Below are 23,169 nucleotides of genomic sequence, written 5' to 3' on the forward strand. Positions count from 1 at the left end.
CGGCAGCCATCAAAGGACAAAGAGGGGGCACACGGTGGCCCCGCCGCGCACTACGACAGCTTGGCCACGGGTCGCACCAGCCACGGCGGCAACCGGTTATTTTCTTTAGAACAACAAGAGGTTCGTTCACTACCGGATCGGCATGCTGGTGGTTCAGGTTGAGAGCCGATTCACTGATTTACCCGAAGTGCGATGCGCCCTTATATCACAGGCGAACGCCGATTCGGTCGGTGCTGGACGCCGACCCATGACAATCAATCGGCGCTGCGTTTGCTGGGCGATCGCACGAATGCGAGGATCACCAGACCAAATAGTGCACTGAGCACCGCCGTGCCTTCCCGCCCCATGCCGGCGGCAACGCCAATGGCCGCCGTCATCCAGACACTGGCGGCCGTGGTCAAACCCTTGATGTCGTTCTGCTCGCGCTGCTTGAGGATGGCGCCGGCGCCAAGGAAACCAATACCGGCCGTAACTCCCTGCAATACCCGCGACAAGTCCTGGATTGTCATTCCGGCCTGCAACGGAATCAGCACGAACAGCGCCGAGCCGACCGACACCAGCATGTGGGTACGCAGACCGGCCGAAGCACCCTTCGTTTCGCGCTCATAGCCGAGCAAACCGCCCAGGACGACCGCAACCAGCAAACGCACGATGATGATCGTCACATCCTCGGCATCGCCCAGATCGGAAAATTCGTGTTGAATCGTCTGCCAGCTTTCTGTCCACCACGCTTGCATGCCTTCACCTTGATCAATTTTTTCAAGGAAATGATGCCATCCATGCAAGAAGTGTGTCGCCACGCTAGCCGGGCGGCCACGCGCGGCGCCGCGCACCAACTGCCATTACCTAGAACCAGCTTTCGCGTACGACGATCACGTCATCGACCTGGACGATATCGCTCGCACGGGCATCCAGCGAAACTGGTTGGCCACCGGCAGCCTTGCGCGTGATGCGGATACCGTTGCTGCTACCGCGCGGACTCAAGCCACCGCCAGCCGACAATGCCTGCTGGACCGTCATGCCGCGCTCGAGCCGGAATGGTCCCGGGCGACTGACTTCGCCCGTGATATACGCCCGCGGCGCCCGCTCGACAAAGATGATGTCGCCGCCTGCCACCTCGACATCCCGGTCGAGTTCGCCGGTGCGCACCATGTCGACCACATCGATGGTTTCGCGCAGGGTCTTGCCGTCGCGGATGCGCACCAGGCTGATCATGTCGCCGCCATCGCTGTGGATGCCGCCCGCCAGCGCCAGCATGTCGAGCACGCGGCGGCGGCCGTCCACCGGATAGCGCCCGGGCCGGTTCACATGGCCCAGCACCGAAATCTGCTGGCTCGCCAGCGTCGTCACCAGCATGTTGACCTGGGCCTGCCTGAGGTAGCCGCCTTTCTCGAGCAGGCCTGCGATGGTTTTCTCGGCCGTCGCCACCGGCATGCCGCCGACAGCGACCTGTCCCAGCAACGGAAAGGTGAGATGGCCGCTTTCACTGACGCGGGTTTCGATCGACAAGTCGGGACTGCCGTACACCGACAGCTTGACCACGTCGCCTGGCCCCAGCAGCACCTCCGCCGCGCCAGCCATGCCCACCCCCATACCCATGCCCAGCACCAAAACCAGGCTTGCGATCCACATGACGACACGCTTCATGATTCCTCCATCAGCATCGGTAATCGTTGCAACGGGGCGGCCAGCACATGCCCGACATGCCATTCGATGCGTGCGCAACCTGACAGTTCCAGCGAAAACCGACTGGTTCAACTGCGCTAGCGCCAGCGCAACCAATGCGCGTTCTCTCGCGAAAAAACCATCACCGACATCACGCCACGCATCAACGTCGGCAGGATCCCCATCAGAACAGCACATTGGCGCTGACCTGCACCACATTGGCATCGAACTTGCCCGTACCGAGCGCCGAGGCGGTACGCGCCTGGCGGACATACGCAGCAACGACTTTCACGCCGGGCCTGACCTGCCACACGGTACGCACGCTGGCCGAACGGATCGCATCACGCAGCGCAGCGGCGCCGGTGAAGTCGCCCCGCGCCGTGTAGGTACGGCGCTCGTAGGTCGCGCTGGCCTCGAGCGCCACCCTGGCGCTGGCAGCCCAGTTCACGCCAATGCTCGCGCCCCGGTTGAGCGTGTAACTGACGAAGGGGCTTTCGACCGGCGCGAACTCGCGCCACATGCCTGCTTGATAGCTGAGTGGGCCCCTTGGCGTGTAGAACGCATTGATGCGGCCATTGACGCCGCTCGTGGCACCCTCGCCGTACGACGGCTGCTCGCGCCGCGCATAGCCAGCCAGGCCCTGCACCGTGGTCGAGCCGGTGGCAAGCCAGTTGATGCGCAGCTTGAGTTCGTCCTGGGTGAAATCGTCGGTCAGGACCGTGCCGATGGCCGGTCGGCGGTACGGATAGCTGCCCTTGACGCGCCGTGCGACCAGGCCCAGCGCGCTGCCGCCCCTGGACTGGTACAGAAGTTCGGTGTCGAACGCCTTTTCGGTGCGGGTATTGAAGCGCTGGATCGCCAGGTCGTAGCTTGCCTTGTCGCGCTCGGCGCCAGCGCGCAGTTTCCAGCCTGGATGCAGCGTCCAGCCGGCGTCGATGATCTGGCGGCGCTGCTGGCGCAGGTTGCGCTGGTCGCTGTTGAAGTCGGTGTACGGCGCGAGTGTCCGGCTATCGAGCATCTCGAGACGGCCGTCGAACTGGGTGCCAATATGCCAGAACCACATCGCTTGCAGGTCGTGGCCAATATAGTCGAGCTGTTTGAAATGATCGAACGCGGTCTTCGACACTTTGGCCGTGGCGGCGATGCGCTGGCGGCTGATGTGCTTGTCGAGCACGAGGCCGGCTTCGACAGTGCGATAGCTATCACTGCGCCCATTGCCAAACGCGGGCGCGCCATCGGCCTGGCGCAGGAGGTTGTCGTCGTGGGCCCAGCCGATGCCGGCGAAGGGTTGCAGGCTTTCAGCTGGCGCCGTGGACGCCGCGCCTGCCGGGAGACACCAGAATGCACCGGCGCAGAGTGCGAGCGGCGAAAGGCGATGCAACGCTGACGGGGCTGGCATGGTCGTCTTCTTCCACTGGTCGTACTACCTGAGGCATCACCAGAATTGCCAGCCCCCTGTATAGACGACCCAGACGCCCAGCAATCCATTCGTGACAGCGTGGGCCAGGATGGGCGACCACAGGTTGCGGTGCCGCATATACAACACGCCATAGGCCACGCCAGCCACAATACCGGCCAGCCACAGCGTGTGTTCAAAGCCGAACAGCACGCATGGGATCACGAACGCCTTGAAGCCGATACGCGCCGGATCAACGAGTCTGAAGTTCGCGTGTTCAACCCATCGCATCAGGAACGAGCGCCAGAACAATTCTTCCATGACAGGCACGACCAGCGCGGCGCCGGCGATACGCAGCGTCACCAGGAGCCAGTCGATCTCGCCATCCGTGCGCGGATCGTAGCCGGGCGTGCTGCCAAGCGTCATCCATGGCAAAGTCAGATTCACCCACAACACCAGCACCACGACGCCGACGAGAATGGCAACGAGCGTCTGCGAGAGGCGCAAGCCAAACCGGTGCAGCTCGTCGTACTGGCGCCAGAACACGGCCAGCAGCGCCAGCACGGCGCCGGCCTGCACCGGATACAGCCAGCGCAAGTCGGCGCGGCTCATGCCCATGCGCTCAAGCAGGTCGCCAATCACGATGAACAGGATGTAGGTGCCGAATGGCAGAATCCGCGCCCAGGCGGCGGGAGTCAGGAAGGGTTCGTCGGCCGCGCAGGCCCCCGACCCAGGGCCGGCTGGCCGGGCGGTGCGCGATTCGTTGTTGTCAGTCATGAAAAGTCGCTCCGCCCGGCCATTGCCCGCCCCTGTTGCTTACACGCCGCGCGAGCGCGCTTCGATCGTTTCCCAGCGCTCGAGTGCATCGAGCAGCAAATCTTCGATTTCGGCAAAGCGCGCGTTGATGCGCTTGGCATCGGCCGGGTTCTGCTTGTAGAAGTCCGGGCCATTGAGCTGCGCCGTGATCGCGGACTGTTCGTCTTCGAGCGTCGCGATCAGCTTTGGCAACTCTTCCAGTTCGCGTTGCTCCTTGTAGCTCAGCTTGACTTTCTTGGCGGCGGGGGCCGCCGTGTCGTCCGCCTTCGGTGCGCTGGTCTTGACCGGCGCCTGGACCACCGGCGTTGCCGCCTTGACGCGTTCCCAGTCGGTGTAACCACCGACGAATTCGCGCCATTTGCCAGCGCCTTCGGCGACGATCACTTGCGTGACGACGTTGTCGAGGAACGTGCGGTCGTGGCTGACCAGGAACACGGTGCCCGTGTATTCCTCGAGCAGTTCTTCGAGCAGCTCGAGCGTGTCGATGTCCAGATCGTTGGTCGGCTCATCGAGCACGAGGCAATTGGCCGGCTTGGCGAACAGGCGCGCCAGCAGCAGGCGGTTGCGCTCGCCACCGGAGAGCGACTTGACCGGCGAACGTGCACGTTCCGGCGAGAACAGGAAGTCGTTCAGGTACGTCATCACGTGACGGCGCTGGCCATTGATTTCGACCCAGTCGCTGCCCGGTGCAATGGTGTCGGCCAGGCTGGCTTCTTCATTGAGCTGGGTGCGCATCTGGTCGAAGTACGCGACGTTCAGCTTGGTGCCCAGGCGGACTTTGCCGCTGTCGGCGTTTTCTTCGCCCAGGATGATCTTGAGCAGCGTGGTCTTGCCGGCGCCGTTCGGTCCGATCAGGCCGACCTTGTCACCGCGCATCAGGGTGCCGGTGAAGTTGTCGACGATAACCTTGTCGCCGTACATTTTCGAGATGTTCTCGAGATCGGCAACGATCTTGCCCGAACGCTCGCCCGTGGCCACGTCGAGCTTGATCTGGCCCTGCTGGTCGCGGCGCACCGAGCGCTGCGAGCGCAACGCTTCAAGGCGCCGCACACGGCCTTCGTCGCGGGTACGGCGTGCCTGGACGCCCTTGCGGATCCACACTTCTTCTTGCGCCAAAAATTTATCGAACTTGGCGTTTTCGACTTCTTCATTGGCCAGCAGTTCTTCCTTGCGCGCCTGGTAGGTGGTGAAGTTGCCCGGGAACGACAGCAGACGGCCGCGGTCGAGTTCAATGATGCGGGTGGCAACGTTGTCCAGGAAACTACGATCGTGGGTAATGAACAGGACCGAGCCGCGGAATTCGCGCAGCAGGCTTTCGAGCCACTTGATCGACGTGAAGTCCAGGTGGTTGGTCGGCTCGTCGAGCAGCAGCACGTCCGGCGCCGACACCAGCGCCACGGCCAGCGCGACGCGCTTTTGCATACCGCCCGAGAGCGTACCCATCAGCGCGTCACCGGACAGGTTCAGGCGATCGAGCGTGGTCTCGACCTTGTGCGCCAGATTCCAGCCGTCGTTCGCATCGAGCTTGGTCTGGATCACATGCATGCGCTCCATCAGCGCGTCGTCGTCGCCCTGGCCGAACTTGCCGGTCAGTTCTTCGTATTCGGTCAGCATCGCTTGCTGGTCACCCATGCCGCCGGCAACGACGGCAAACACCGTCATGCTCAGGTCAAACACCGGTTCCTGTTCGACATAGGCGATGGTCACGCCCTGCTGCATGACCAGCAAGCCATCGTCCAGGCGCGAGCGGCCCGAGATGACTTTCAGGAGCGAGGATTTGCCGGTGCCGTTGCGGCCGATGAGGCCGACGCGTTCGCCGGTCTCGAGGGAAAAATCAGCGTGGTCGAGCAGCGGCACGTGGCCGAAAGCAAGTTGAGCGGAACTAATGGAGATGACGGCCATGATCGGTATGCGTTTCGTCGCGCGAAGAAAAATAAGGCGCGGGGGGAAAAGGTGCGTTGATTGAATAAGGGGCACATTGTACCGACTGCCGGGCATGAACCTGCATTTCTATTTCGATCCCGGCTATAATTGCAACCGGTTCACGGTACCAGCCCGCCCTGCGGGGCCTGCCCGCCGGACTGCAGGCTTGCCCTGCTTCGCGCCGTCAGCACCTGGCGGCGCGGGCGTCCTCCCCGTAGCACAATGGATAGTGCACATGCCTCCTAAGCGTGGGATACTGGTTCGATTCCAGTCGGGGGGACCACCACCCTGAATCAAGCAAAATCAGGCGCTCTCGATTCCCCCCTTTCCTCTATATAGCTCCCGCGTTTCTTGAATCAAGATGCCTCAACAAGGATGATGGTATCTCAAAATTCTGTTGGTATTGATGTTGGTATTTGACCGTGACACTCCTACAGATACCAACGAGAGCGAGAAATGCCCCTCAGCGATACATTTGTCAGGCAAGTAAAGCATACCGGCGCCAAGGCTGGCGACAAGCACACCGATGGCGATGGCATGTACTTGCACGTCTCGGCTACAGGCAAATACTGGCGACTCAACTACCGCTTTTCCGGCAAGCAGAAGACACTGGCGCTGGGCGTCTATCCTGCCGTCTCATTGTCCGCCGCGCGGAAGAAACGCGAAGCCGCGCGCGCGCTGCTCGCGGCAGGCGCTGACCCGAGTGCCGCGAAGCAGGAAGAGAAGCGGGTTGCCGCGCGCGCCAGCGTGGACACGTTCCAGGCGGTCGGGCGCGAGTGGCTGGCCAAGTCGTCCGCGCGCCGCGGCGAAACTACACAGGCCTGGGTCGTAAGCTGGCTCGAAAAGAACATCTTTCCGGCCATTGGCCACATCCCGATTGCTGACCTGCGCGCGCGGGACGTGCTCGACGCCGTGCGCATCATCGAGCAGCGCGGCGCCATCGACTCGGCAAAGCGCGTGCTTGTCTACTGCGGCCAGATCTTCCAGTATGCGATCGTCACCGAGGCCGTCACCGTCGACGTGACCGCAGGTCTGTACCGCGCGCTAGAGACAAAGCAGCAGCAGCACTACGCCGCGATTACCTCGCCGGCACAGGCCGGCGCCCGGCTCCGCTCAATTGATGCCTACCACGGGCATCCGTTCGTCACCGCCGCGCTGCGAGTTGCCCCGCTGGTGTTCGTGCGCCCCGGCGAACTTCGGACAGCGGAATGGGGAGAGATCGATCTCGACGCCGCTGAGTGGCGCATCCCCGGCGCGAAGATGAAGATGGGTGTGGAGCACATCGTGCCGCTGGCCGACCAGGTAGTGGCCGTACTGCGCGACCTGCAGCGCGTCACCGGCGCCGGGCGGTACGTTTTACCGAGCATTCGTACGGGCAGCAGGCCCATGAGCGACAACACTGTCAACGCGGCCCTGCGCGGCATGGGCTATTCCAAGGACGTGATGACTGGGCACGGGTTCCGCGCGATGGCGCGCACCATGCTTGATGAAGTGTTGGGGGAGCGTGTCGACCTGATCGAGCACCAACTCGCGCACCAGGTCAAAGATGTAAATGGACGGGCATACAATCGGACAGCTCACTTGCCAGCGCGGCGCGATATGATGCAGCGCTGGGCCGATTACCTGGACATTCTTCGGCTAACACGATAATAGGAATGAATCGATGAATGCAGCGACTCTGCACAAAATTGTCAGCGATGCGATAAACGAAAATGTCTTCTCGAACTGGCGGTTCTACCTGCTCCTTATATGCATCGGCACCCTCACGTCCATCATAGGTGCTTATCTCGATGGTCGCCTAAAAATGAAGGGGGAAATTGCCGCTACCAAGTCAGATTTTGCAGAAATTCAACACCAGCTAGCTGAAACAACTAGGCTAGCAAAAACAGTTGAAACCGCTGTCGTTCACAACGATTGGATTGCACGGGAAGGCAATGTTTTGAAGAGAACGTAATTGGAGGCACTTTTGCGAGCTTCCTTCGCCATTTATGCATGGGCTCGCGAGCGAGGGGCAAATTTCTCCGCTAACACTGTGATAGAACACCCGGCATCCATCGATGAGTTCAGAACGCTATCACGCCTCTATTTTCCTGAGCTGCAAGATGAGACAGATCAGATATCGATCCTATTTAGCAACTGCATTCAAAAATTTGGCGACATTCGAGGGCAGCTACTTCTGTTAGATAGAGAAGACGCAATTGCTCGATCAGTTATGAATATTGATGCAATTGCTAGTATTAAGGGGCTGCGCAGTGGGTACTTGATTTCCCAAGCACAACCTGTAGCTAATTTAATTGGCGACGTCGGCATTGCAACTCACAAACTCGGAGACAGAGCACAGATAATCATGGGGCAGTTAATTACTGCCCCATCAAATAATTAGTGCTGATTGATCCATGCGCGAATATCTTCCACTTTCCAGGCCGTCACCCCAGCCGACAGCTTTACCGGCGCCGGGAAGGTTTGAGCCTTCACCTTGCGCCACAGCGTCGCTGGCGAAAATGGGATGATGTTCGGCACCAGCTGCTTGAGGCGGACATAGCCTGTTATTGGAAGTCCTGTCGCTTCTTTTTCAATTTCCATTATTTTCTCCTGATTCAATTTCTTTGTTTATTGACATGATACGATTTGGCGAACTTTTTAAGTCTGAGGCAACGGTGCAAAAGAAAATACTGCAGTGGGCGTACGTGATAATGGTCGCGAGCATTAGCCTCTTGATGCTGATTGCTGTGCTACTTTTTGCGTGGCACTTCGAGGAAGCAACGCCTTGGCGAGAAATGAAAGCTGCTGACTGGGGTGTGTGGACTGGGGCCTTTGGAACAGTAGCAACCTTGGCTGGCACCATTCGAATCGCCACGTCCCAGCGCCGAAAAATAGATAACGAAGCACAGGTTCGCGCACTTCTGTCCGCTGGTCGGCTTATGCCTCAGGTTGCAACGGTCACCAGCGAGGTGCAACGTGCAATGAGACTTATGCAGAATCAGATTAACTGTGATGAAGGCGAGAAGCTGTTTAAGCGAGCACAGTCCACGCTCACGGTGTCCCACGATTGGCCACTGAGCGCTATCGCATCTCTCGCTCCGTTGCCAGCGAACTGCGCGATGAATTTGGCACAGGGACTCGGCTATCTTCATGCGGCGGAAATTCTGCTGAATAAGGCACTTGCGCATTACCTCATGTCCGCCAGCATAGGAGCGTCTTACAGGAAGGAGTCGGCTGAAAGCATCTTCCGAAACCTTCACGCAGCTGGTGACATGCTTCATCGCGCCGGGAGCCAGATGTCGGAGTCGAGCGGACTGTCGGATAATGTAACCCTGTAGAGCCATTGGCATCACCCCATCAGCCGATGCTGGCGTACACCAGTAATCCCCGGCGGCAGCTCTTCGACCTTGTTGAGGAAGTTGCTTCCCTTCTGCCCGGTCACCTGAGCATGCTTCACCTCGACTGCTGCTGAGTTCACCATCACCTGGGATAGCGTGCCGATCACCTTCGCCTTCTCGATGTCGATGGTGCCGCCCTTGACTGCCTCGATCGTCTCGAAAAGCAGCTGGCCGCAATCGCCTCGGCCATCGAGGCCGGCATGCACCTGTACGCCAGCGGCACCGCGCCGATCCTGGTGGTGGCCGCTGGCCTGACCTCGCTCGGCGCTGCGCTCGCGCGCGTGGTGGCGCAACCGTCGGTGACCGGCAATGGCTGAGCGCGCAACCATCCAGCGGCGCGGCGGCCTGGCTGCGCTGGTTGGCGCAATCGCTGCAGCCGGACTGCTCGCGTTCACGCCGCCGTTCGAGGACACCAAGCTCACAACCTATCGCGACATCGCGGGTGTGCTCACGTACTGCACCGGTGCCACCGAGAACGCGGCCTGGGGCAACACGTACACGCCCGCGCAGTGCCGCGCGCAGCTCGACCGCGACCTCGAGCGGCACGCCGCGGGCATCGCCACGTGCATTCCGCTCGCGCGCCTGACCGATGGTCAGAAGGTGGCCTTCGTCGACGTCGCCTACAACATCGGCGTGAGTGGCTTCTGCGGCTCGAGCATGGCGCGGCGAACGAACGCGGGCGACATGGTCGGCGCCTGCAATGCGCTGATGGCCTGGAACAAGATCAGTGTCCTGCGGCCGGTCATCGGTGAGGACGGCAAGCCGGTCAAGGATGCGCGCGGCAAGGTAGTGATGCGCAAGGTGCTCGAGGAAGTGCGCGGCCTCACGCGCCGGCGCCAGGCCGAGCGCGAGCTGTGCTTGAAGGGGCTGCCATGATTCCGGTCCAGTACCGCGCGCTGGCTGCCGGCCTGGGCCTGCTGCTGGCAATGGCGCTGGCCGGCGCCGCCAGCTGGTTCACTAACGGCTGGCGGCACGACGCCGAGATCGCCGAGCTGCAGCGCGCGCACGCGGAAACCATGCGCAGCCAGTCGGAGCTGGCGCTGACCACGCTGCAGGCCGACGCCGCGCGCATCACCGAGGCGGCCACCGAGTTCGCCGCCATTCAATCCACCCTGGCGCCGCGCATGTCGGCGCTCACCAAGGAGCTGCGCAATGCACCGAAACTTCCTGCTGGCTGCGTGCCTGACCCTGTGCGGGTGCGCAACCTCGACGCCGCAATCGAAGCCGCCAACAAAAGCATCCCTCGATAGTGCGCTGGCGGCGCCGTGCACGGCGATCGAACGGCCTGGAGCCGACGATTATGACGCGTGGCAGGCTTGGGCTATCGAGTTGCTGCGCCAGTACGCGGAATGTGCGGCGCGCCACACCAAGACTGTGCAGGCCTGGCCGATGTGAAGCAGGATTGTCTTGATCGCATTTAGGGGCCGTGAAGGACTGCTTTCGACCCTAAGCGGACGTCAATAACGACTGATTAGCGATCAGAGCTCAAGGAACTCTGAGGGCCACCAAGACAAAGCCTACCCGTTGGTCAATAGCGACTAAATCGAAGGAGGCCTGTAGATCGCTCCATTCGCCGTTCAATGGAAGTCCCCAATCTAAGTTTCCTAGGTACCCTACATACCGTGCGTCCGAGGGGCTCAGTTCGAGGTAGTTTCCCCACTGTTCGCCGCTAGCCTGTTCGATCTTGGTCACCTTGTAAGGCGGCTCCCCTGGGATTGGTGTATCCGAACCATAGTTTTCTATCCAGTTCCTTAACTCCTCGGGACTGAATACCCATGACCGACCGGGATGATTTTGAACGTGGCAAAGCATTCCATACGCTTCGATATAGTTCTCTTGGGCTAACTGCTCAGTCCAGCGTGAAGCGAACTCATGGACGGCGGCATCAGTTGGTGGATGGCTTAGTGAACATTAAACCTCTTGATTCTCATGGTCGATCTGTAGCCCTGACGTCCGCTTCTGGCCGAACCCGGCCGTTCACGTCAGCTTAGCAGGTTGCCTGGCTTGAAAAAGCACTGACTGTCACGACAGGCCGGTACCGACCCGAAGCGGACCTTCGCAGTGTGTTCTGATGCTACGCCCGAGCAAAGGTCTCGCGCATGGCTTCCATGTCGTAATCGAGCAATAGATCGTTGTGCCGCTCGTACAGTCCTGCTAACGCTGACGTACGTCGACTGATGACATCCATGCCCCGGTCATCGTATGGATGAACGACAATTCCCTTAGTCAGATTGAGCAGGTAGACCTTGCAGTGCGGATTCGGGCGTAGTGATGACCCTAAGTCTGCGGTGACTGCACACCAAAGCAGATTTTGCAGCTTGGCTGTGGAAACTTCAAAAGCGCAGCTTACCCAGCACCTGCTTTCGTCCACTTCGCCCGTTTGATCTTCTGCTTCCAGCCAAACGTCTCTAACCTTTGGGACGAAAATTCCGGCTGTATGAAGCTCACAAAGCTTTTTCCGCAACCCAAAACGGGACGCGGGAGCGAACGCTTCTAAGTGGACGAGTATTGTTTCTTCCTCGCCAAAAACGTCATCGCAAATGACAGTTGCCTTACGCAACGCCGTCAACGCCTGGTCGAGCGCGCTGCCGCCGTCCGACAACTCAAAACGTAGCCCACCTGGGAAGTTGTAAAACAATGCGTGTCGGTAAGGTCTCCCAACAATTTCCTGAATTTTTCTTCTGAGGTTCATACGTTCGTTCTCGTTGGAAGAATACGCTTCGTACCGCGATCCTTCAGGAGGTCACTGCAATGCCCGCTTCTGGCCGATAGCGGCCTTTCAACCCAAGCTTACGCGAACATTGCCGCAAAGGAAATAGGTTCAGTTTGGTAGCGCGCTGGCGGCGCCGTGCCCGGTGGTCGAGCGTCCGGCAGCCCCGGACTACGACGAGTGGCAGGCCTGGCCAATCGAGCTGCTGAGCCTGTATGCGCAGTGCGCTGCTCGTCATGCGAAGACTTTTCAAGCTTGGCCGAAGTGAAGCAGCATTTTCTTGAGCTTGTTTAGTTCTATAACAACGAGAATTCAGTTGCACTTGCAATCGGATTTGTCTGGCCCTATCTCCGTCGCTTGGTGGAATGTGTTCTTCCATCCATCCCGTTCATGTACCCAGACACGCACGTATCGGCCGCGGAATAGTTTGCTTCCAACCTGCTGACTTTTAAAGACCCCCGCGATCACTGCAGTCTTCCCACTGTCAAGTACCTGAATTTCGGTGGACTCATTTTCATAAAGCTGAAAGCGAAAATCACCACGCTCAAGCGCTGTAAGCAGTTCCGTTTTACTACGCACTCGACCGCGGCTCTCCACATGTCGATAGTACCGATCCATCAGCTTGCGCAGAGCTAGTATGTCGCGCTGCTTTATTGCGTTGGCTCGTAGGATCTCGAGTTCCAACAAGGTCGCTTTGAGTTCGCTGTGGGGCGCACTGGTCAGGTGGTTCTCCGCTGAAGCCAGATTAAAAAGGCAAACCAACAGGGATGCCGCGAAAACATGCTTGTTAAAAGGCGGAGTTTTCATGTAGGCATCCCAGGATGTAATCGATGCAATTGATCATAGCAGCCTGCACGAGATAGGTCTGGGCAATCGAGCTGCTTAGCCAGTACGCTACATGCGCAGCACGCCACGCGAAGACGGTTCAAGCCTGGCCCACGTGAAACCACGTCGCGGCCCGCCCATGATCAGCACTCGAAGCACGACCGACGAGGGGGCGTTCTGCTCGCGCAGCACGCGCAAGCCGGCCTCCAGTCCAAACGAAATGGAAATGTTGACGGCCAGGTCAACATATGCGGCTGTGGGGCGGTCGGTTCGCAAATTCATCAGACGATGGTACCGACGTGAACGGGCCGAGGTTTCATCCAGATCACCGATGCTAAACTCAGGCCATGTTCGGAAAAGTCAAACGGCTGCGCCACCAAGGCAAGCGGCTATCGGATCGAGAGATTGGCGCGGCGCCAGCGGTTGAGGGTGAGCTGCGCGTCTATGGGGTTGCCACCTCGATTGTGGCCAACGTCACGGACCCGAATAGCCAAGTTGGCGATCCGCTGGTTCCGACGCTGTACGAAGCCCGCCTTACGACGATGAACAGTGCCGGCTTGTTGCTCAACGGCGAGGAGCGACCGCAGGGTGATGCAGGTCCAGCCTACATCCAGGAATGGGCGGTGCGGTTCGGCGCCTGAGCCCGTGACGTTCGTTGGTACTTTCGTTGGTATCTGCCTAACCCCACCACTACTCAAGCCAGCATCCATGCAGGCTTCCGGCCTTTTCCCGATTCCAGTCGGGGGGACCCGCTACACGCCGTCATCCACCCGCAAGCTGCGCTTCATGGTCGACAACAACGCGATCATCGTTGCCTTGTCGTCCGCTGCCACGTCAGCCAGCATTTCCTCGATCCAGCGCTCATGCACCGCGGCCATCTCGTCGAACGCCGCGCGCCCCGCTGGCGTGAGCTTGACGGCCGACGCACGCCGATCGTTCACGTCCTGCACCCGCACCACCAGTTGCTCGCGTTCGAGCTGGTCGGTGATCCCCGTGATATTGCCGCCGGTGACCATCATGCGCTTGGACAGCTCGCCCATGCGCAAGCCGTCCGGATGCCGCTGCAACTGCGCCATCAGATCGAAGCGCGGCAGCGTGATGTCGAACGTCGTGCGCAGGCGGCTGCGGATTTCGTTTTCGATGCGCGTCGTGCACGACAGCATGCGCAGCCACAGGCGCAGCGATTGGTGATGTTCGTCCGTCAGGCGGCTTTCCATGTCCAGCTCGGCTGGCCCGTCCATCTTCGGGTCTTGTTCACGTCCATCCACTTCCTGCATGCGTTCCTCAATCTGCGTTCGTGCGTAATTTAAAGCGTTGTAGTTTACCGGTTTCGGTGCGAGGTAGTTTTTCCTTGAACAAAATGGCCCTGGGGTACTTGTAGGGCGCAATCTGCGCCTTCACGAATTCCTGCAATTCTTGTGCCAGGCTGGCCGACCCCACCTGCCCTGCGCGCAGCACGACGTGGGCCTCGACCACCTGACCGCGTTCGGGGTCGAGTCGCCCCACGACGGCGCATTCGGCCACCGCCGGATGGTGCAGCAGCGCTTCTTCGACCTCGGCGCCGGCGATGTTGTAGCCGGCCGAGATGATCATGTCGTCGGTGCGCGAGCGGTAATAGAAATAGCCATCGGCGTCCATTTCGTAGGCGTCGCCGGTGATGTTCCAGCCATCCTGCACGTAATCAAGCTGGCGCTCGTCGTCCAGGTAGCGGCAGCCGGTCGGGCCTTTCACGGCCAGGCGCCCGATCACGCCCGGCCCGACGGGCATGCCGTCGGCATCGAGGATACAGGCCTGGTAGCCCGGCACCGGCTTGCCGGTCGCGCCAGGCCGGATGGCCGCGCCCGCGCTGGCAATGAAAATGTGCAGCAGTTCGGTCGCGCCGATGCCGTCGATCATCGCCAGCCCGGTCGCCGCCTGCCAGGCCTCGCGCGTGGCCAAGGGCAGCGGCTCGCCGGCCGACACGCTGGCGCGCAGGCTGGCCAGGTCGAAACGCGCTACCTGCGCGGTCATCAGGCGATAAAAGGTCGGGACCGTGAAGCACACGGTGGCGCGGTAGTCGGCGATGGCCGCCAGCAGCGCCTCGGGGCTCAGGCGTTCGAGCAGCACGCCCGCGCCGCCCACGCGCAGCGGAAACAGCAGCAGGCCACCGAGCCCGAACGTGAACGCCAGCGGCGACGTGCCGATGAAGATATCGTCCGCGCGTGCACCGAGCGTGTGGCGCGGGAAGCAGTCGCACACGGCCAGCACGTCACGATGAAAATGCATGGTCCCTTTCGGGATGCCGGTGGTGCCCGAGGTGAAACTGATCAGGCAAACGTCATCGCGCGCGGTGTCGGCGGCGGTGAACGGTGCGTCGTGGCCGGCCATGCGTCGTTCGAGCACATCGGGCGCATCGGCCGCATCGGGCGCGGGGTCGCCGAACACCAGTAACGGTACCTGCAGGCCAAGCGCATCGACTTCGTCCACCAGATCCCCGGCGCACAGCACCGCATTGATGCGCGCCTTGTCGGCGATGGCGCCAAGTTCGCGCGCGCGCAACAACGGCATGGTCGGCAGCACGATGCAGCCGGCCTTGATCACGCCCAGGATGCAGGCCGCCATCATCGGGCAGTTCGCGCCGCGCACGAGAACCCGGCTGCCGGTGGCCAACCCGAGATCGTGGCGCAGCACGTGGGCGATGCGGTCGACCTGCGCCAGCAACTGGGCATAGCTCCAGCGTTCGCGCGCCCCGATCAGCGCCGTGCGCGCGCCCCAGCCGCGCGCGATGGCGTCATCGAGCAGCGCGCTCGCGCAGTTCAGGCGCACGGGATACGCCAGCTCGGGCAGGTCGAACAGAAAGTGGGGCCAGGTCTCGGGTGGCGGCAAGTGTGCGCGCGCGAAGCCGTCGGTGTGGCCGGAGGGGCACGGCGCTGCACTGGTAACGTCGTTCATGGCGTAATCCCCGGCTAACAACGAAGCAGTCGACCGGCAGCGCTGGTCAGGCAACACCCGCGGGACACTGTAAATCCAAAGCACACCGGCAGCAAGGAGATTTGCCGCGCACCCCTGCCATCGCCCCCACCGACCGCATCGACAACGACAACGACGACAACGACAACGACGCCGTCATGCCCGCCCCGCGCGTTCAATCTGGCGCGCCACCGCCGCCTGCGCCTGCGCCAGGCCTGCCGTCGGCGGCGCCCGGTCGAGCGCTTCGGCAGCGCCATGCAGGCCGAGCATGCTGCAGCCGGCACGCAGGCGCGCAAGCTGCAGCGCGCCCTCGACACCCTCGGCCAAGTCGCCCTGCGCCGCCTGCAATTGGCGCGCCAGGCCCTCGAGATACAAGCGCAGGCGATCGATGTCGATGCCAAGCCGGCGCACCACGGCGTCCGGAGTTTCGTCGCTCGTGTCGCTTGTGTCGCTCGTGTCGGTTGAAGGGAACAGACGTTCGAACTGCTCGCGCACGTCGTCGTGGCGGAACGGTTTGACGATATAGCCGCTGGCGCCGGCCTGCTCCGCTTCGTCCATCGTGGCGCTGTCGGACGCCGCCGAGACCAGCACGAACGGCAGCTTCGCCAGCAGCGCATCCTGACGCACGCGCTGCAGCAGTTCGAGCCCGGACACATGCGGCATGCGCAGGTCGCAGAACACGATGTCGGGCCGCAGGCCGGCTTCGAGCTGGCGCCAGGCATCGGCGCCGTCGTCCGCTTCGGCGATCGTATGGCTGCCGCAGCTGTCCACCAGATGCATCAGCATCATGCGCGCCACCACGTCATCGTCGACCACCAGCACGTTCATCACGTCTCCACCAGATTCGTCAGAATCTGCATTATAAGCAGGTGTCAGGACGGGGCGCCCGTTTCGAAGGCATCCAGGAACCCGGCCAGGACCGGCAAGCCGGCGCGCAGGCGCTGGGCGTCGCGCCCGTCTGCGGCCGCTTCCAGTTGGCCGCACAGTGCTTCCAGCGCCGGCTCGTCCAGATAGGCGGCGCTGCCACGCAGCCCGTGCAGGATGCGGCCCGCAGCCTCGAAGTCGTCGTCTGCCAGTGCGGCGTCCAGTTCGGCGCGCCGGCGTGGCAGGTCGTTGCAGAAGGCGGCGCGCAGGCGCAGCGCCAGGTTGTCGGTGCGCGCTGCAGGCGCCTCCCCCACGCCAAACAGCGCATCGAGGGCGGCCGGCGTAGGTGCAGCCGGCGTAGGTGCCGCCGGCGTAGGCGCGGCCGGCACAGGTGCAGCCGGCACAGGTGCGGCCGGCACAGGCGCGGCCGGTGCGGGTACAGGCGCCGTCACAGCATCGTCCCCCATCAGCGGCAGGGCAAACCCGCGCTGCAACTGGCGTTCGATCGCGCGCGCCAGTTGCAGGTGCAGCGCCGCTTCGTCGATCGGCTTGGTGAGGAACGCGTCCATGCCGCAAGCCAGGTAGCGCGCGCGGTCTTCGCCGCTGGCGTTGGCGGTGAGCGCCACGATCATCACGTGCTGGTCGAGCACCGGCGCGTCGTGCGGGCCACCCACGCGGATCAGGCGCGTGGCGCTGGCGCCGTCCATCTCGGGCATGCGGCCGTCCATCAGCACCAGGTCGTAGCGCTTGCGGGCGCACGCCGCCACCGCTTCGATGCCGTTGTCGACGATGTCGATCGCATGCCCCATCTCCTCGACCATGAGGCGCGCGATGATCTGGTTGGTGGGGAAATCCTCGGCGCACAGGATCGCCAGCCGGTGGCTGTGCGGCGCGCGCGCAACGTGCGCAATATGGGTCGGCGCGACGCCGTCGCGCAGCGGCAGCAGCACGGAAAACACGCTGCCTTCGCCTTCGACGCTGTTGACGCCGATTGTCCCGCCCATCAGCTCGACCAGCTGGCGACAGATCGCCAGGCCCAGCCCCGTGCCGCCGTAGCGGCGCGTGGTGGTGGTATCGGCCTGCTCGAATTTCTGGAACAGGCGCGGCAAGGCCGCTGACGGGATGCCGATACCGGTATCGCGCACCGTGAAGCGGATCATGTGGTGTTCGCTCACCTCGCGCTGGTCGCTGGGGCGGCATTCGACATGGATCGTCACGCCGCCGGCCCGGGTGAATTTGAAGGCATTGCCAACCAGGTTGACCAGTACCTGGCGCACGCGTGTCGGGTCGCCCACCAGGTAGCGCGGCACGTTGTCGTCGACCAGCACCGAAAACGCCAGGTCCAGCCCGGCTGCCTGCTCCTGGAACAGGCTGGCCACATTGCGTGTCTTGGCGTGCAGGTCGAAGTCGATCCGCTCGAGTGTCAGCTTGCCGGCCTCGATCTTGGAAAAGTCGAGCAGGTCATTGATGATCCCCAGCAGGGCCTGGGCATTGGCCTGGCCGCGCAGGATCTGCTCGCGCGTGTTCTCGCGCAGCGCCAGGTCGCGCAGCGCGAAGCCCAGCATGCCGATCACGCCGGCCAGCGGCGTACGCATCTCGTGACTCATATTGGCCAGAAACTCCGACTTCTGGCGCGTCGCATCCTCGGCGCGCTCCTTGGCCTGGCGCAGTACCTCCTCGTTGTCCTGCAAGGCGCGGTAGGCGCGCGCCAGCTCGTTGCTCTGGTGGCGGCCGCGCCGCTCCTGTTCGCGCAGTTCCTCCGTCTGGAACTCGAGCATGCGGTTCTGCTGCTCGACCTGCTCGGTGCGCGCGCTCACCTGGTGCTCGAGGCGCTCTTTCTGGTGGCGCAGGTTTGCAAAGCGGATGCGCATGCCGATGTAGATCACGCCGCAGAACAGCATGATCATTCCGATCCGGAACCATGCGGTGCCCCACGGCGGCGGCTCGATCGTGATCGCCAGCGCGGCCACGTCTTCACTCCAGACATCGTCCTTGTTGGCGGCGCGCACCCGGAACACATAGGTGCCCGGATCGAGATTGGTGTAGGTGGCAAAGCGCTTGTCGGCGCCGGCATTGACCCAGCCGGCATCGAATCCATCGAGCCGGTAGGCAAAGCGGTTGCGCTCGGGCGCGGCGAAATGCAGCGCCGCAAATTCGATCGTGATCACGGCGGCGTCGGACGGCAGCGTGATGGCACTGACATGCTCGATCGGCCCCGGCAACAGGCCAGGAAATACCTGCTCGACCGGCCGGTTGAACACCTGCAGCCCGGTGATCGTCGGGCGGGGCGGAATGCGGTTGTCGTGGATCGCGCGCGGATCGAATGCGGTCAGGCCATTGTAGCCGCCGAAATACAGCGTGCCGTCGGTCGTCCGCAGCGCCGCCATGTCGAAGAACGTGCCTTCGCTGATGCCGTCGGCCGCCGTGTAGCTGCGCCAGCGCCCGCTGGCCGGGTCAAAGCTCGAGATCCCGCTCGACGTGCTGATCCAGATGCGCCCATCCGCATCTTCCAGGATGGCCGAGACCGAATCGTCGACCAGGCCATCGCGCATCGTGTAGCGCGTGAAGCTCAAGGCACCATCCGGGCCGGTGGCCATGCGATTCAGGCCCACGCCGGTGCCGATCCAGATGTTGCCGCGGCTGTCTTCGAACAGCGACTGCACTTCGTTATGGCTGAGGCTATTCGGGTCGAATGGATCGTGGCGCAAGTGGCGAAAACGCCCGCTGGCACGATCGAGCAGCTCGAGGCCAGAGACCGTGCCGACCCAGAAGCGCCCGCGCCGGTCCTCCAGCATCGGCCGCACCATGTCGTCCGTCAGGCTGGTTGCCTTGCCGGGGTCATGCCGCAGGCTCGTCACCGCGCGTGTGCCGGGGGCCATCCGGTGCATGCCACCGCGCGTGCCGATCCAGATGACATCATCGCGATCGACCAGCATCGAGCGCACCTGGTTGGCGTCGGCGTCGCCCGGCAGTACCTGGCGCCGGAAGCGCCGCGTGACCGGATCGAAGCTCGTGATGCCCGCGCGGCTGCCGATCCACAGGAGGCCAGCGCGATCGCGTACGATGGCTGCAGCCGGCACGTCGATCAGGCTGTTGGGATTGTCCTTCTGATGCCGGTAAACATCGGCCTTGCCGGTGGCCGGATCGAACCGGTGCAGCGCGGTGCCCGAACCGAGCCACAGATGGTCGCCGTCCTGCAGCAGCGCGCGGATCTTGTTGTCGACCAGCGAATGGGCCTCGCCGGGACGGCCAACAATGCGCGAGAAACCGCCGCCGCCCAGGTCGACGCGCGACACGCCGCCATACCAGGTGCCAGCCCAGAACGTGCCGACATTGTCGCGGTATAGCGCCGAGACAAAATTGTCGCCCAGGCTGTGGCGATCGGCGATTGAATGGGGGAAGACGTCGAAACGCTCGCCCTGCGCACGCCAGCGGTACAGGCCGTCGTCGTGCGTGCCGACCCACACCGTGCCATCAACATCTTCGTGCAGGGTCGTGATCCAGTCGTTGCCGATACCGTCACCCACCCCGAAGCGGCGCAGCGCGCCCTTGCCCGGCCCGCCCGGGCCGTGGCGTTCGAGCCCGCCGTAACGGCCCACCCACAGCCGCTGCTGGTGGTCGACCAGCAGCGCATGCACCGGCAGCGCGCGACCGGCCAGGTCCGACGCATGATGCTCGATGCGCTGGCGGTCGGCGCTCAAACTGTCCAGGCCTGCCGCGCTGCCGATCCAGAGGCGCCCGTCGTCGCCCAGGGCCAGCGCCTGGACCCCGTCAGCACGCAGCGTGCGCGGATCGCCCTGGACGTGGTGCCAGACCGTAAACTTGCCGGTGTCGATGTCAAAGTGCTGCAAGCCGTCGGCGGTGCCGATCCACAGGCCGTCCTGGCCATCGCTGATCATCGTCTTGATCTGGCGGTTGCCAGTACCGCGCCGCGCCGGCTCGTTCGGCACATGCAGCGTGAAGCTGCGGGTGGCCGGATCGTAGCGATTCAGGCCGCCGTCGGTGCCCAGCCACATGCGCCCGTGGCGATCGAGCAGCATCGCGCGCACCCAGTTGCTGGCCAGGCTGCGCGGGTTGCCGATCTCGCTGCGGTAGTTGACGAACCGGTACCCGTCATAGCGCGACAGGCCGGACTGGGTGCCGAACCACATGAAGCCATCGCTGTCCTGCAGGATCGACAGCACCGACTCTTGCGCCAGGCCTTGCTGCACCGACAGATGCTCAAAGCGCAAGGTCGGCTCGGGCGCCGCAGCACGCACGAGGGGGGCGCACAGCGCAGTCAGCGCCAGCAGCGCCAGCAGCGCCAGGGTCAGGAACGCGCGCAGCACCGTCACGCCGCGAAAAAGGCCAGCACGTCGCTGCGCCGCGCCAGCGTATCGCGCTCGCCAAGGCGAATCAGTTCGCGCGTGTAATCGGCTTCGAACAGCAGGTAGGACGCCAGCGCAGCGCCGCGCGACTCGAGTGCGCCGAGCGCGCCAAGCAGCGTGCGCACCGGTGCCGGCAAGCTCGATGTGTGGCGCGCGGCGATGTCGTCCAGCCGCTCGGATGGCGAAATCATCAGCAGTTTCACCTCGCGCAGCGGCATCTGCGCACGGACATCGGGCGGGATGCGCGCTAGCGTTTCGTTCACGCGTTCAAGGCGCTCGACGTCGGCTGCCAGGCTGTCGAGAAAAATCGATGACAGCGCATGGCCCGCCACCTGCGCCAGGCTCGGATAACCGTCCCGGCCATGCTGGTTCAGGTGCGGGTCGGTCACCTGCCCCGCGCCCACGACCAGCACGCGGGTGGCACCCAAGTGGATTGCCGGCGAAATCGGCGCCGACTGGCGCATCGAGCCATCTCCGCAAAATTCACGGTGTCCCGCCAGATACAGGGGCACGGCCGGGAACACGAAGGGAATGGCGCTCGAGGCCAGCAAGTGCTCGACGCCGATCTGCGTGGCCAGCGCCACGCGCCCCTGACGCGCCCACGGCTCGACCCGGGCCGCGCTCTGGTAGAACGTCAGGTGGTGGCCGCTGCTGTAGGACGAGGCAGTGATCGCCAGCGCGTGCAAGGTGCCGTCGGCCAGATTGGCGTCGAGGCGCGGCAAGTCGAGCACGCGGTGCAAGAGGCCAGCCAGCGGCGTGTTGTCGAGCAGGGACGTGGGCGGCGCCGCGCGCCACTGGCGCAGCAGCCAGCCGAACGAGAGCAGGGAAAGCCAGCGCGCGCCCGAACGCAGCACGGACAGCGAATCGGCCCGGTACACGGCCTGCACCTGGATGGTTTCCCACACGGCCAGCAAGCCGCGTACGCTGCTGGCGAAGTTGTCGGCGCGACAAGCCAGCGCCGTCGCGTTCAGGGCGCCGGCGGAGGTACCGCACAGGATATCGAACGGCATTTTCCCGGGTGGATGGCCGGCATCCTGCAGGATACGCGAGATGGCGTGCAGAACCCCGGCCTGGTAGGCGGCCCGTGCGCCGCCCCCTGTCAGGATCAGTCCGGTTTTCTGTTTGTTCTCCACCCCAGCAGGGTAGCAAATTCTGCTTGTCTTGAGGCAAACAAGGGATAGGAATGGCAAGAATATGTCGCTGATTGTCGCTTACGTGCCCCACTTGCTCCGAATAATCGACTCTGCCCTCGTGGTCTTGTCACGTGCCAAGAACCGCTCTGCCGAACCGCGCCAGACTTCAGACCCAATCCACTTTCCGGAGGCGTCATGGCGAGCGATGTGTATTTGCAAAGCTGCGCGACTGGCAAGACGATAACGAAGGGCAAACTCGAATTCATGCGTGCCGACGGCAGGCGCGGCGCGACCGTCGATGGGTGGAATCTGGCGCCGAACGAAACTGCGTAGGGATTACCAGGCGAACTGATATCGAAAAGTACACGGCGAATCTGCGCAACAACGCGAAAAGATACAGTCGGATTTCAAGCAGCCCAACTTTTGGTCAGGTCCAACCTACCGCATCAAGAGGCCACCTCATGCGTTCTACCGTCCTTAAGCAGCTCATCGCCGTCGCATTGCTCAGCAGCACGAGCGGTATTCTAGTCGCACAATCGCCGCCACGAATCCTTCGCGACCCGCTCCTTGAACTAAAATATGAGCAGGCAAAAATACGTTTCGAACCGCTACCATTGCAGGCCATCTCCGGGTGTGCCACCTTGTCTGACAATGAATACAGCGTCGGCGTACATTACGTCTTCGCCAAAACAGGCGACACCTCGGGCAAGGATCGCACGGCACTGGACGAGGGCGGAAACCCATCTCGCGCCTTCTTCATTTTCGCCAGCGCCAGCGACGCCTCCGGCCGGGTCTTTTACCTGCTCAACGGTTATCACGTTCGGCACCACCTCGACGATCTGCGCTTCCCGCGCTATGCCGTCGATGAATATGCGCCGATCATCATGCTGCAACATCTGGCGTGCGTCATCATCGACCACGAAGGCCCCGACCGACTGGCGGACGAAAACTTCACCGAGGAATATTCGCGCGACATTCAGCAGCGTCTCATGATCGACTATGCGAACCGGCTTGTTGCTGCCTATGGCGGCAAGGACAAGCTTCGGATCGAACTCCTGAATCAATACGTCGATGTGGATACGCTGCCGGAAGCGCTTCGCTACGCATTTAAAAATCTGCGTCTCACAAAATAAAAAACCGG

The 23,169-nt window shown here is 62.6% G+C and carries 23 protein-coding genes and 1 tRNA gene; 9 read left to right on the top strand and 15 right to left on the bottom strand.

Features of this window, described 5'->3' with window-relative positions:
* Positions 1-254 precede the first annotated feature (254 nt).
* The 5 genes from RCH14_RS00680 to RCH14_RS00700 all read right to left on the bottom strand — a co-directional run bounded on the left by RCH14_RS00680 (position 255) and on the right by RCH14_RS00700 (position 5,779).
* The gene (locus RCH14_RS00680) at positions 255-737 is read right to left on the bottom strand and encodes an MgtC/SapB family protein (protein ID WP_343025014.1); all 483 of its coding nucleotides are present in this window, start codon (positions 735-737) and stop codon (positions 255-257) included.
* A 109-nt stretch (positions 738-846) separates the two neighbouring features.
* Complete coding sequence (epsE, locus tag RCH14_RS00685; protein ID WP_343024246.1) at positions 847-1,647, bottom strand: polysaccharide export protein EpsE; 801 nt, start codon at positions 1,645-1,647, stop codon at positions 847-849.
* Between the two features lie 202 nt (positions 1,648-1,849).
* Positions 1,850-3,064, bottom strand: a complete 1,215-nt coding sequence (gene epsL / locus RCH14_RS00690; RefSeq protein WP_343024247.1) for an XrtB/PEP-CTERM-associated polysaccharide biosynthesis outer membrane protein EpsL — start codon at positions 3,062-3,064, stop codon at positions 1,850-1,852.
* A gap of 36 nt (positions 3,065-3,100) precedes the next feature.
* Complete coding sequence (locus RCH14_RS00695; RefSeq protein WP_343024248.1) at positions 3,101-3,838, bottom strand: CAAX prenyl protease-related protein; 738 nt, start codon at positions 3,836-3,838, stop codon at positions 3,101-3,103.
* 39 nt (positions 3,839-3,877) lie between these two features.
* Complete coding sequence (locus RCH14_RS00700; protein ID WP_343024249.1) at positions 3,878-5,779, bottom strand: ATP-binding cassette domain-containing protein; 1,902 nt, start codon at positions 5,777-5,779, stop codon at positions 3,878-3,880.
* Between the two features lie 229 nt (positions 5,780-6,008).
* Here RCH14_RS00700 and RCH14_RS00705 point away from each other — a divergent pair.
* From RCH14_RS00705 to RCH14_RS00720, 4 genes are all read left to right on the top strand, one after another.
* Positions 6,009-6,083, top strand: a tRNA-Arg gene (locus tag RCH14_RS00705).
* A 173-nt stretch (positions 6,084-6,256) separates the two neighbouring features.
* Positions 6,257-7,450, top strand: a complete 1,194-nt coding sequence (locus RCH14_RS00710; protein WP_343024250.1) for an integrase arm-type DNA-binding domain-containing protein — start codon at positions 6,257-6,259, stop codon at positions 7,448-7,450.
* A 13-nt stretch (positions 7,451-7,463) separates the two neighbouring features.
* Positions 7,464-7,754, top strand: a complete 291-nt coding sequence (locus RCH14_RS00715) for a hypothetical protein (RefSeq protein ID WP_343024251.1) — start codon at positions 7,464-7,466, stop codon at positions 7,752-7,754.
* Positions 7,755-8,183, top strand: a complete 429-nt coding sequence (locus tag RCH14_RS00720; RefSeq protein ID WP_343024252.1) for a hypothetical protein — start codon at positions 7,755-7,757, stop codon at positions 8,181-8,183. It abuts the gene before it with no gap.
* On the opposite strand, the gene RCH14_RS00725 is transcribed toward RCH14_RS00720, so the two are convergent.
* Positions 8,180-8,383 (bottom strand): AlpA family phage regulatory protein, encoded by a 204-nt coding sequence (locus RCH14_RS00725; RefSeq protein WP_343024253.1) that lies wholly within the window; start codon positions 8,381-8,383, stop codon positions 8,180-8,182. The two genes, RCH14_RS00720 and RCH14_RS00725, sit on opposite strands and share 4 nt — an antisense overlap.
* Between RCH14_RS00725 and RCH14_RS00730 the strand changes: the two genes are divergently transcribed.
* Positions 8,350-9,120, top strand: a complete 771-nt coding sequence (locus RCH14_RS00730; protein ID WP_343024254.1) for a hypothetical protein — start codon at positions 8,350-8,352, stop codon at positions 9,118-9,120. The two genes, RCH14_RS00725 and RCH14_RS00730, sit on opposite strands and share 34 nt — an antisense overlap.
* An 11-nt stretch (positions 9,121-9,131) precedes the next feature.
* Here RCH14_RS00730 and RCH14_RS00735 read toward each other — a convergent pair whose 3' ends face one another.
* Positions 9,132-9,386 (bottom strand): hypothetical protein, encoded by a 255-nt coding sequence (locus tag RCH14_RS00735; protein WP_343024255.1) that lies wholly within the window; start codon positions 9,384-9,386, stop codon positions 9,132-9,134.
* 103 nt (positions 9,387-9,489) lie between these two features.
* Between RCH14_RS00735 and RCH14_RS00740 the strand changes: the two genes are divergently transcribed.
* A complete protein-coding gene (locus RCH14_RS00740; protein WP_343024256.1) occupies positions 9,490-10,056 on the top strand; it encodes a lysozyme in 567 nt (188 codons plus the stop codon).
* A complete protein-coding gene (locus tag RCH14_RS00745; RefSeq protein WP_343024257.1) occupies positions 10,053-10,430 on the top strand; it encodes a hypothetical protein in 378 nt (125 codons plus the stop codon). The genes RCH14_RS00740 and RCH14_RS00745 overlap by 4 nt, the downstream gene beginning before the upstream one ends.
* A gap of 824 nt (positions 10,431-11,254) precedes the next feature.
* Here the strand turns inward: RCH14_RS00745 and RCH14_RS00750 are convergent.
* The 3 genes from RCH14_RS00750 to RCH14_RS00760 form a co-directional block, all read right to left on the bottom strand.
* A complete protein-coding gene (locus tag RCH14_RS00750; RefSeq protein ID WP_343024258.1) occupies positions 11,255-11,872 on the bottom strand; it encodes a DUF3885 domain-containing protein in 618 nt (205 codons plus the stop codon).
* Positions 11,873-12,202: 330 nt separating this feature from the next.
* A complete protein-coding gene (locus RCH14_RS00755; protein ID WP_343024259.1) occupies positions 12,203-12,697 on the bottom strand; it encodes a nuclear transport factor 2 family protein in 495 nt (164 codons plus the stop codon).
* 87 nt (positions 12,698-12,784) lie between these two features.
* Positions 12,785-12,997, bottom strand: coding sequence for a hypothetical protein (locus tag RCH14_RS00760; RefSeq protein ID WP_343024260.1), 213 nt, complete (start codon positions 12,995-12,997; stop codon positions 12,785-12,787).
* Between the two features lie 65 nt (positions 12,998-13,062).
* On the opposite strand from RCH14_RS00760, the gene RCH14_RS00765 reads away from it, so the two are divergent.
* Complete coding sequence (locus RCH14_RS00765) at positions 13,063-13,356, top strand: hypothetical protein (protein WP_343024261.1); 294 nt, start codon at positions 13,063-13,065, stop codon at positions 13,354-13,356.
* Between the two features lie 111 nt (positions 13,357-13,467).
* Here RCH14_RS00765 and RCH14_RS00770 read toward each other — a convergent pair whose 3' ends face one another.
* The 5 genes from RCH14_RS00770 to RCH14_RS00790 all read right to left on the bottom strand — a co-directional run bounded on the left by RCH14_RS00770 (position 13,468) and on the right by RCH14_RS00790 (position 22,028).
* Positions 13,468-13,992, bottom strand: a complete 525-nt coding sequence (locus RCH14_RS00770; protein WP_343024262.1) for a MarR family transcriptional regulator — start codon at positions 13,990-13,992, stop codon at positions 13,468-13,470.
* A 7-nt stretch (positions 13,993-13,999) separates the two neighbouring features.
* On the bottom strand, positions 14,000-15,646 hold the full coding sequence (locus RCH14_RS00775) for an AMP-binding protein (protein ID WP_343024263.1): 1,647 nt from the start codon (positions 15,644-15,646) through the stop codon (positions 14,000-14,002).
* Between the two features lie 174 nt (positions 15,647-15,820).
* Positions 15,821-16,492 (bottom strand): response regulator, encoded by a 672-nt coding sequence (locus RCH14_RS00780; RefSeq protein ID WP_343024264.1) that lies wholly within the window; start codon positions 16,490-16,492, stop codon positions 15,821-15,823.
* A 44-nt stretch (positions 16,493-16,536) separates the two neighbouring features.
* Positions 16,537-20,856 (bottom strand): two-component regulator propeller domain-containing protein, encoded by a 4,320-nt coding sequence (locus RCH14_RS00785; protein WP_343024265.1) that lies wholly within the window; start codon positions 20,854-20,856, stop codon positions 16,537-16,539.
* Positions 20,857-20,858: 2 nt separating this feature from the next.
* On the bottom strand, positions 20,859-22,028 hold the full coding sequence (locus RCH14_RS00790) for a patatin-like phospholipase family protein (RefSeq protein ID WP_343024266.1): 1,170 nt from the start codon (positions 22,026-22,028) through the stop codon (positions 20,859-20,861).
* A gap of 461 nt (positions 22,029-22,489) precedes the next feature.
* On the opposite strand from RCH14_RS00790, the gene RCH14_RS00795 reads away from it, so the two are divergent.
* The gene (locus RCH14_RS00795) at positions 22,490-23,161 is read left to right on the top strand and encodes a hypothetical protein (RefSeq protein WP_343024267.1); all 672 of its coding nucleotides are present in this window, start codon (positions 22,490-22,492) and stop codon (positions 23,159-23,161) included.
* Positions 23,162-23,169: the final 8 nt, after the last annotated feature.

It is taken from the genome of Massilia sp. MP_M2 (genome assembly GCF_039123635.1).
Classification (GTDB): Bacteria; Pseudomonadota; Gammaproteobacteria; order Burkholderiales; family Burkholderiaceae_D; genus Telluria.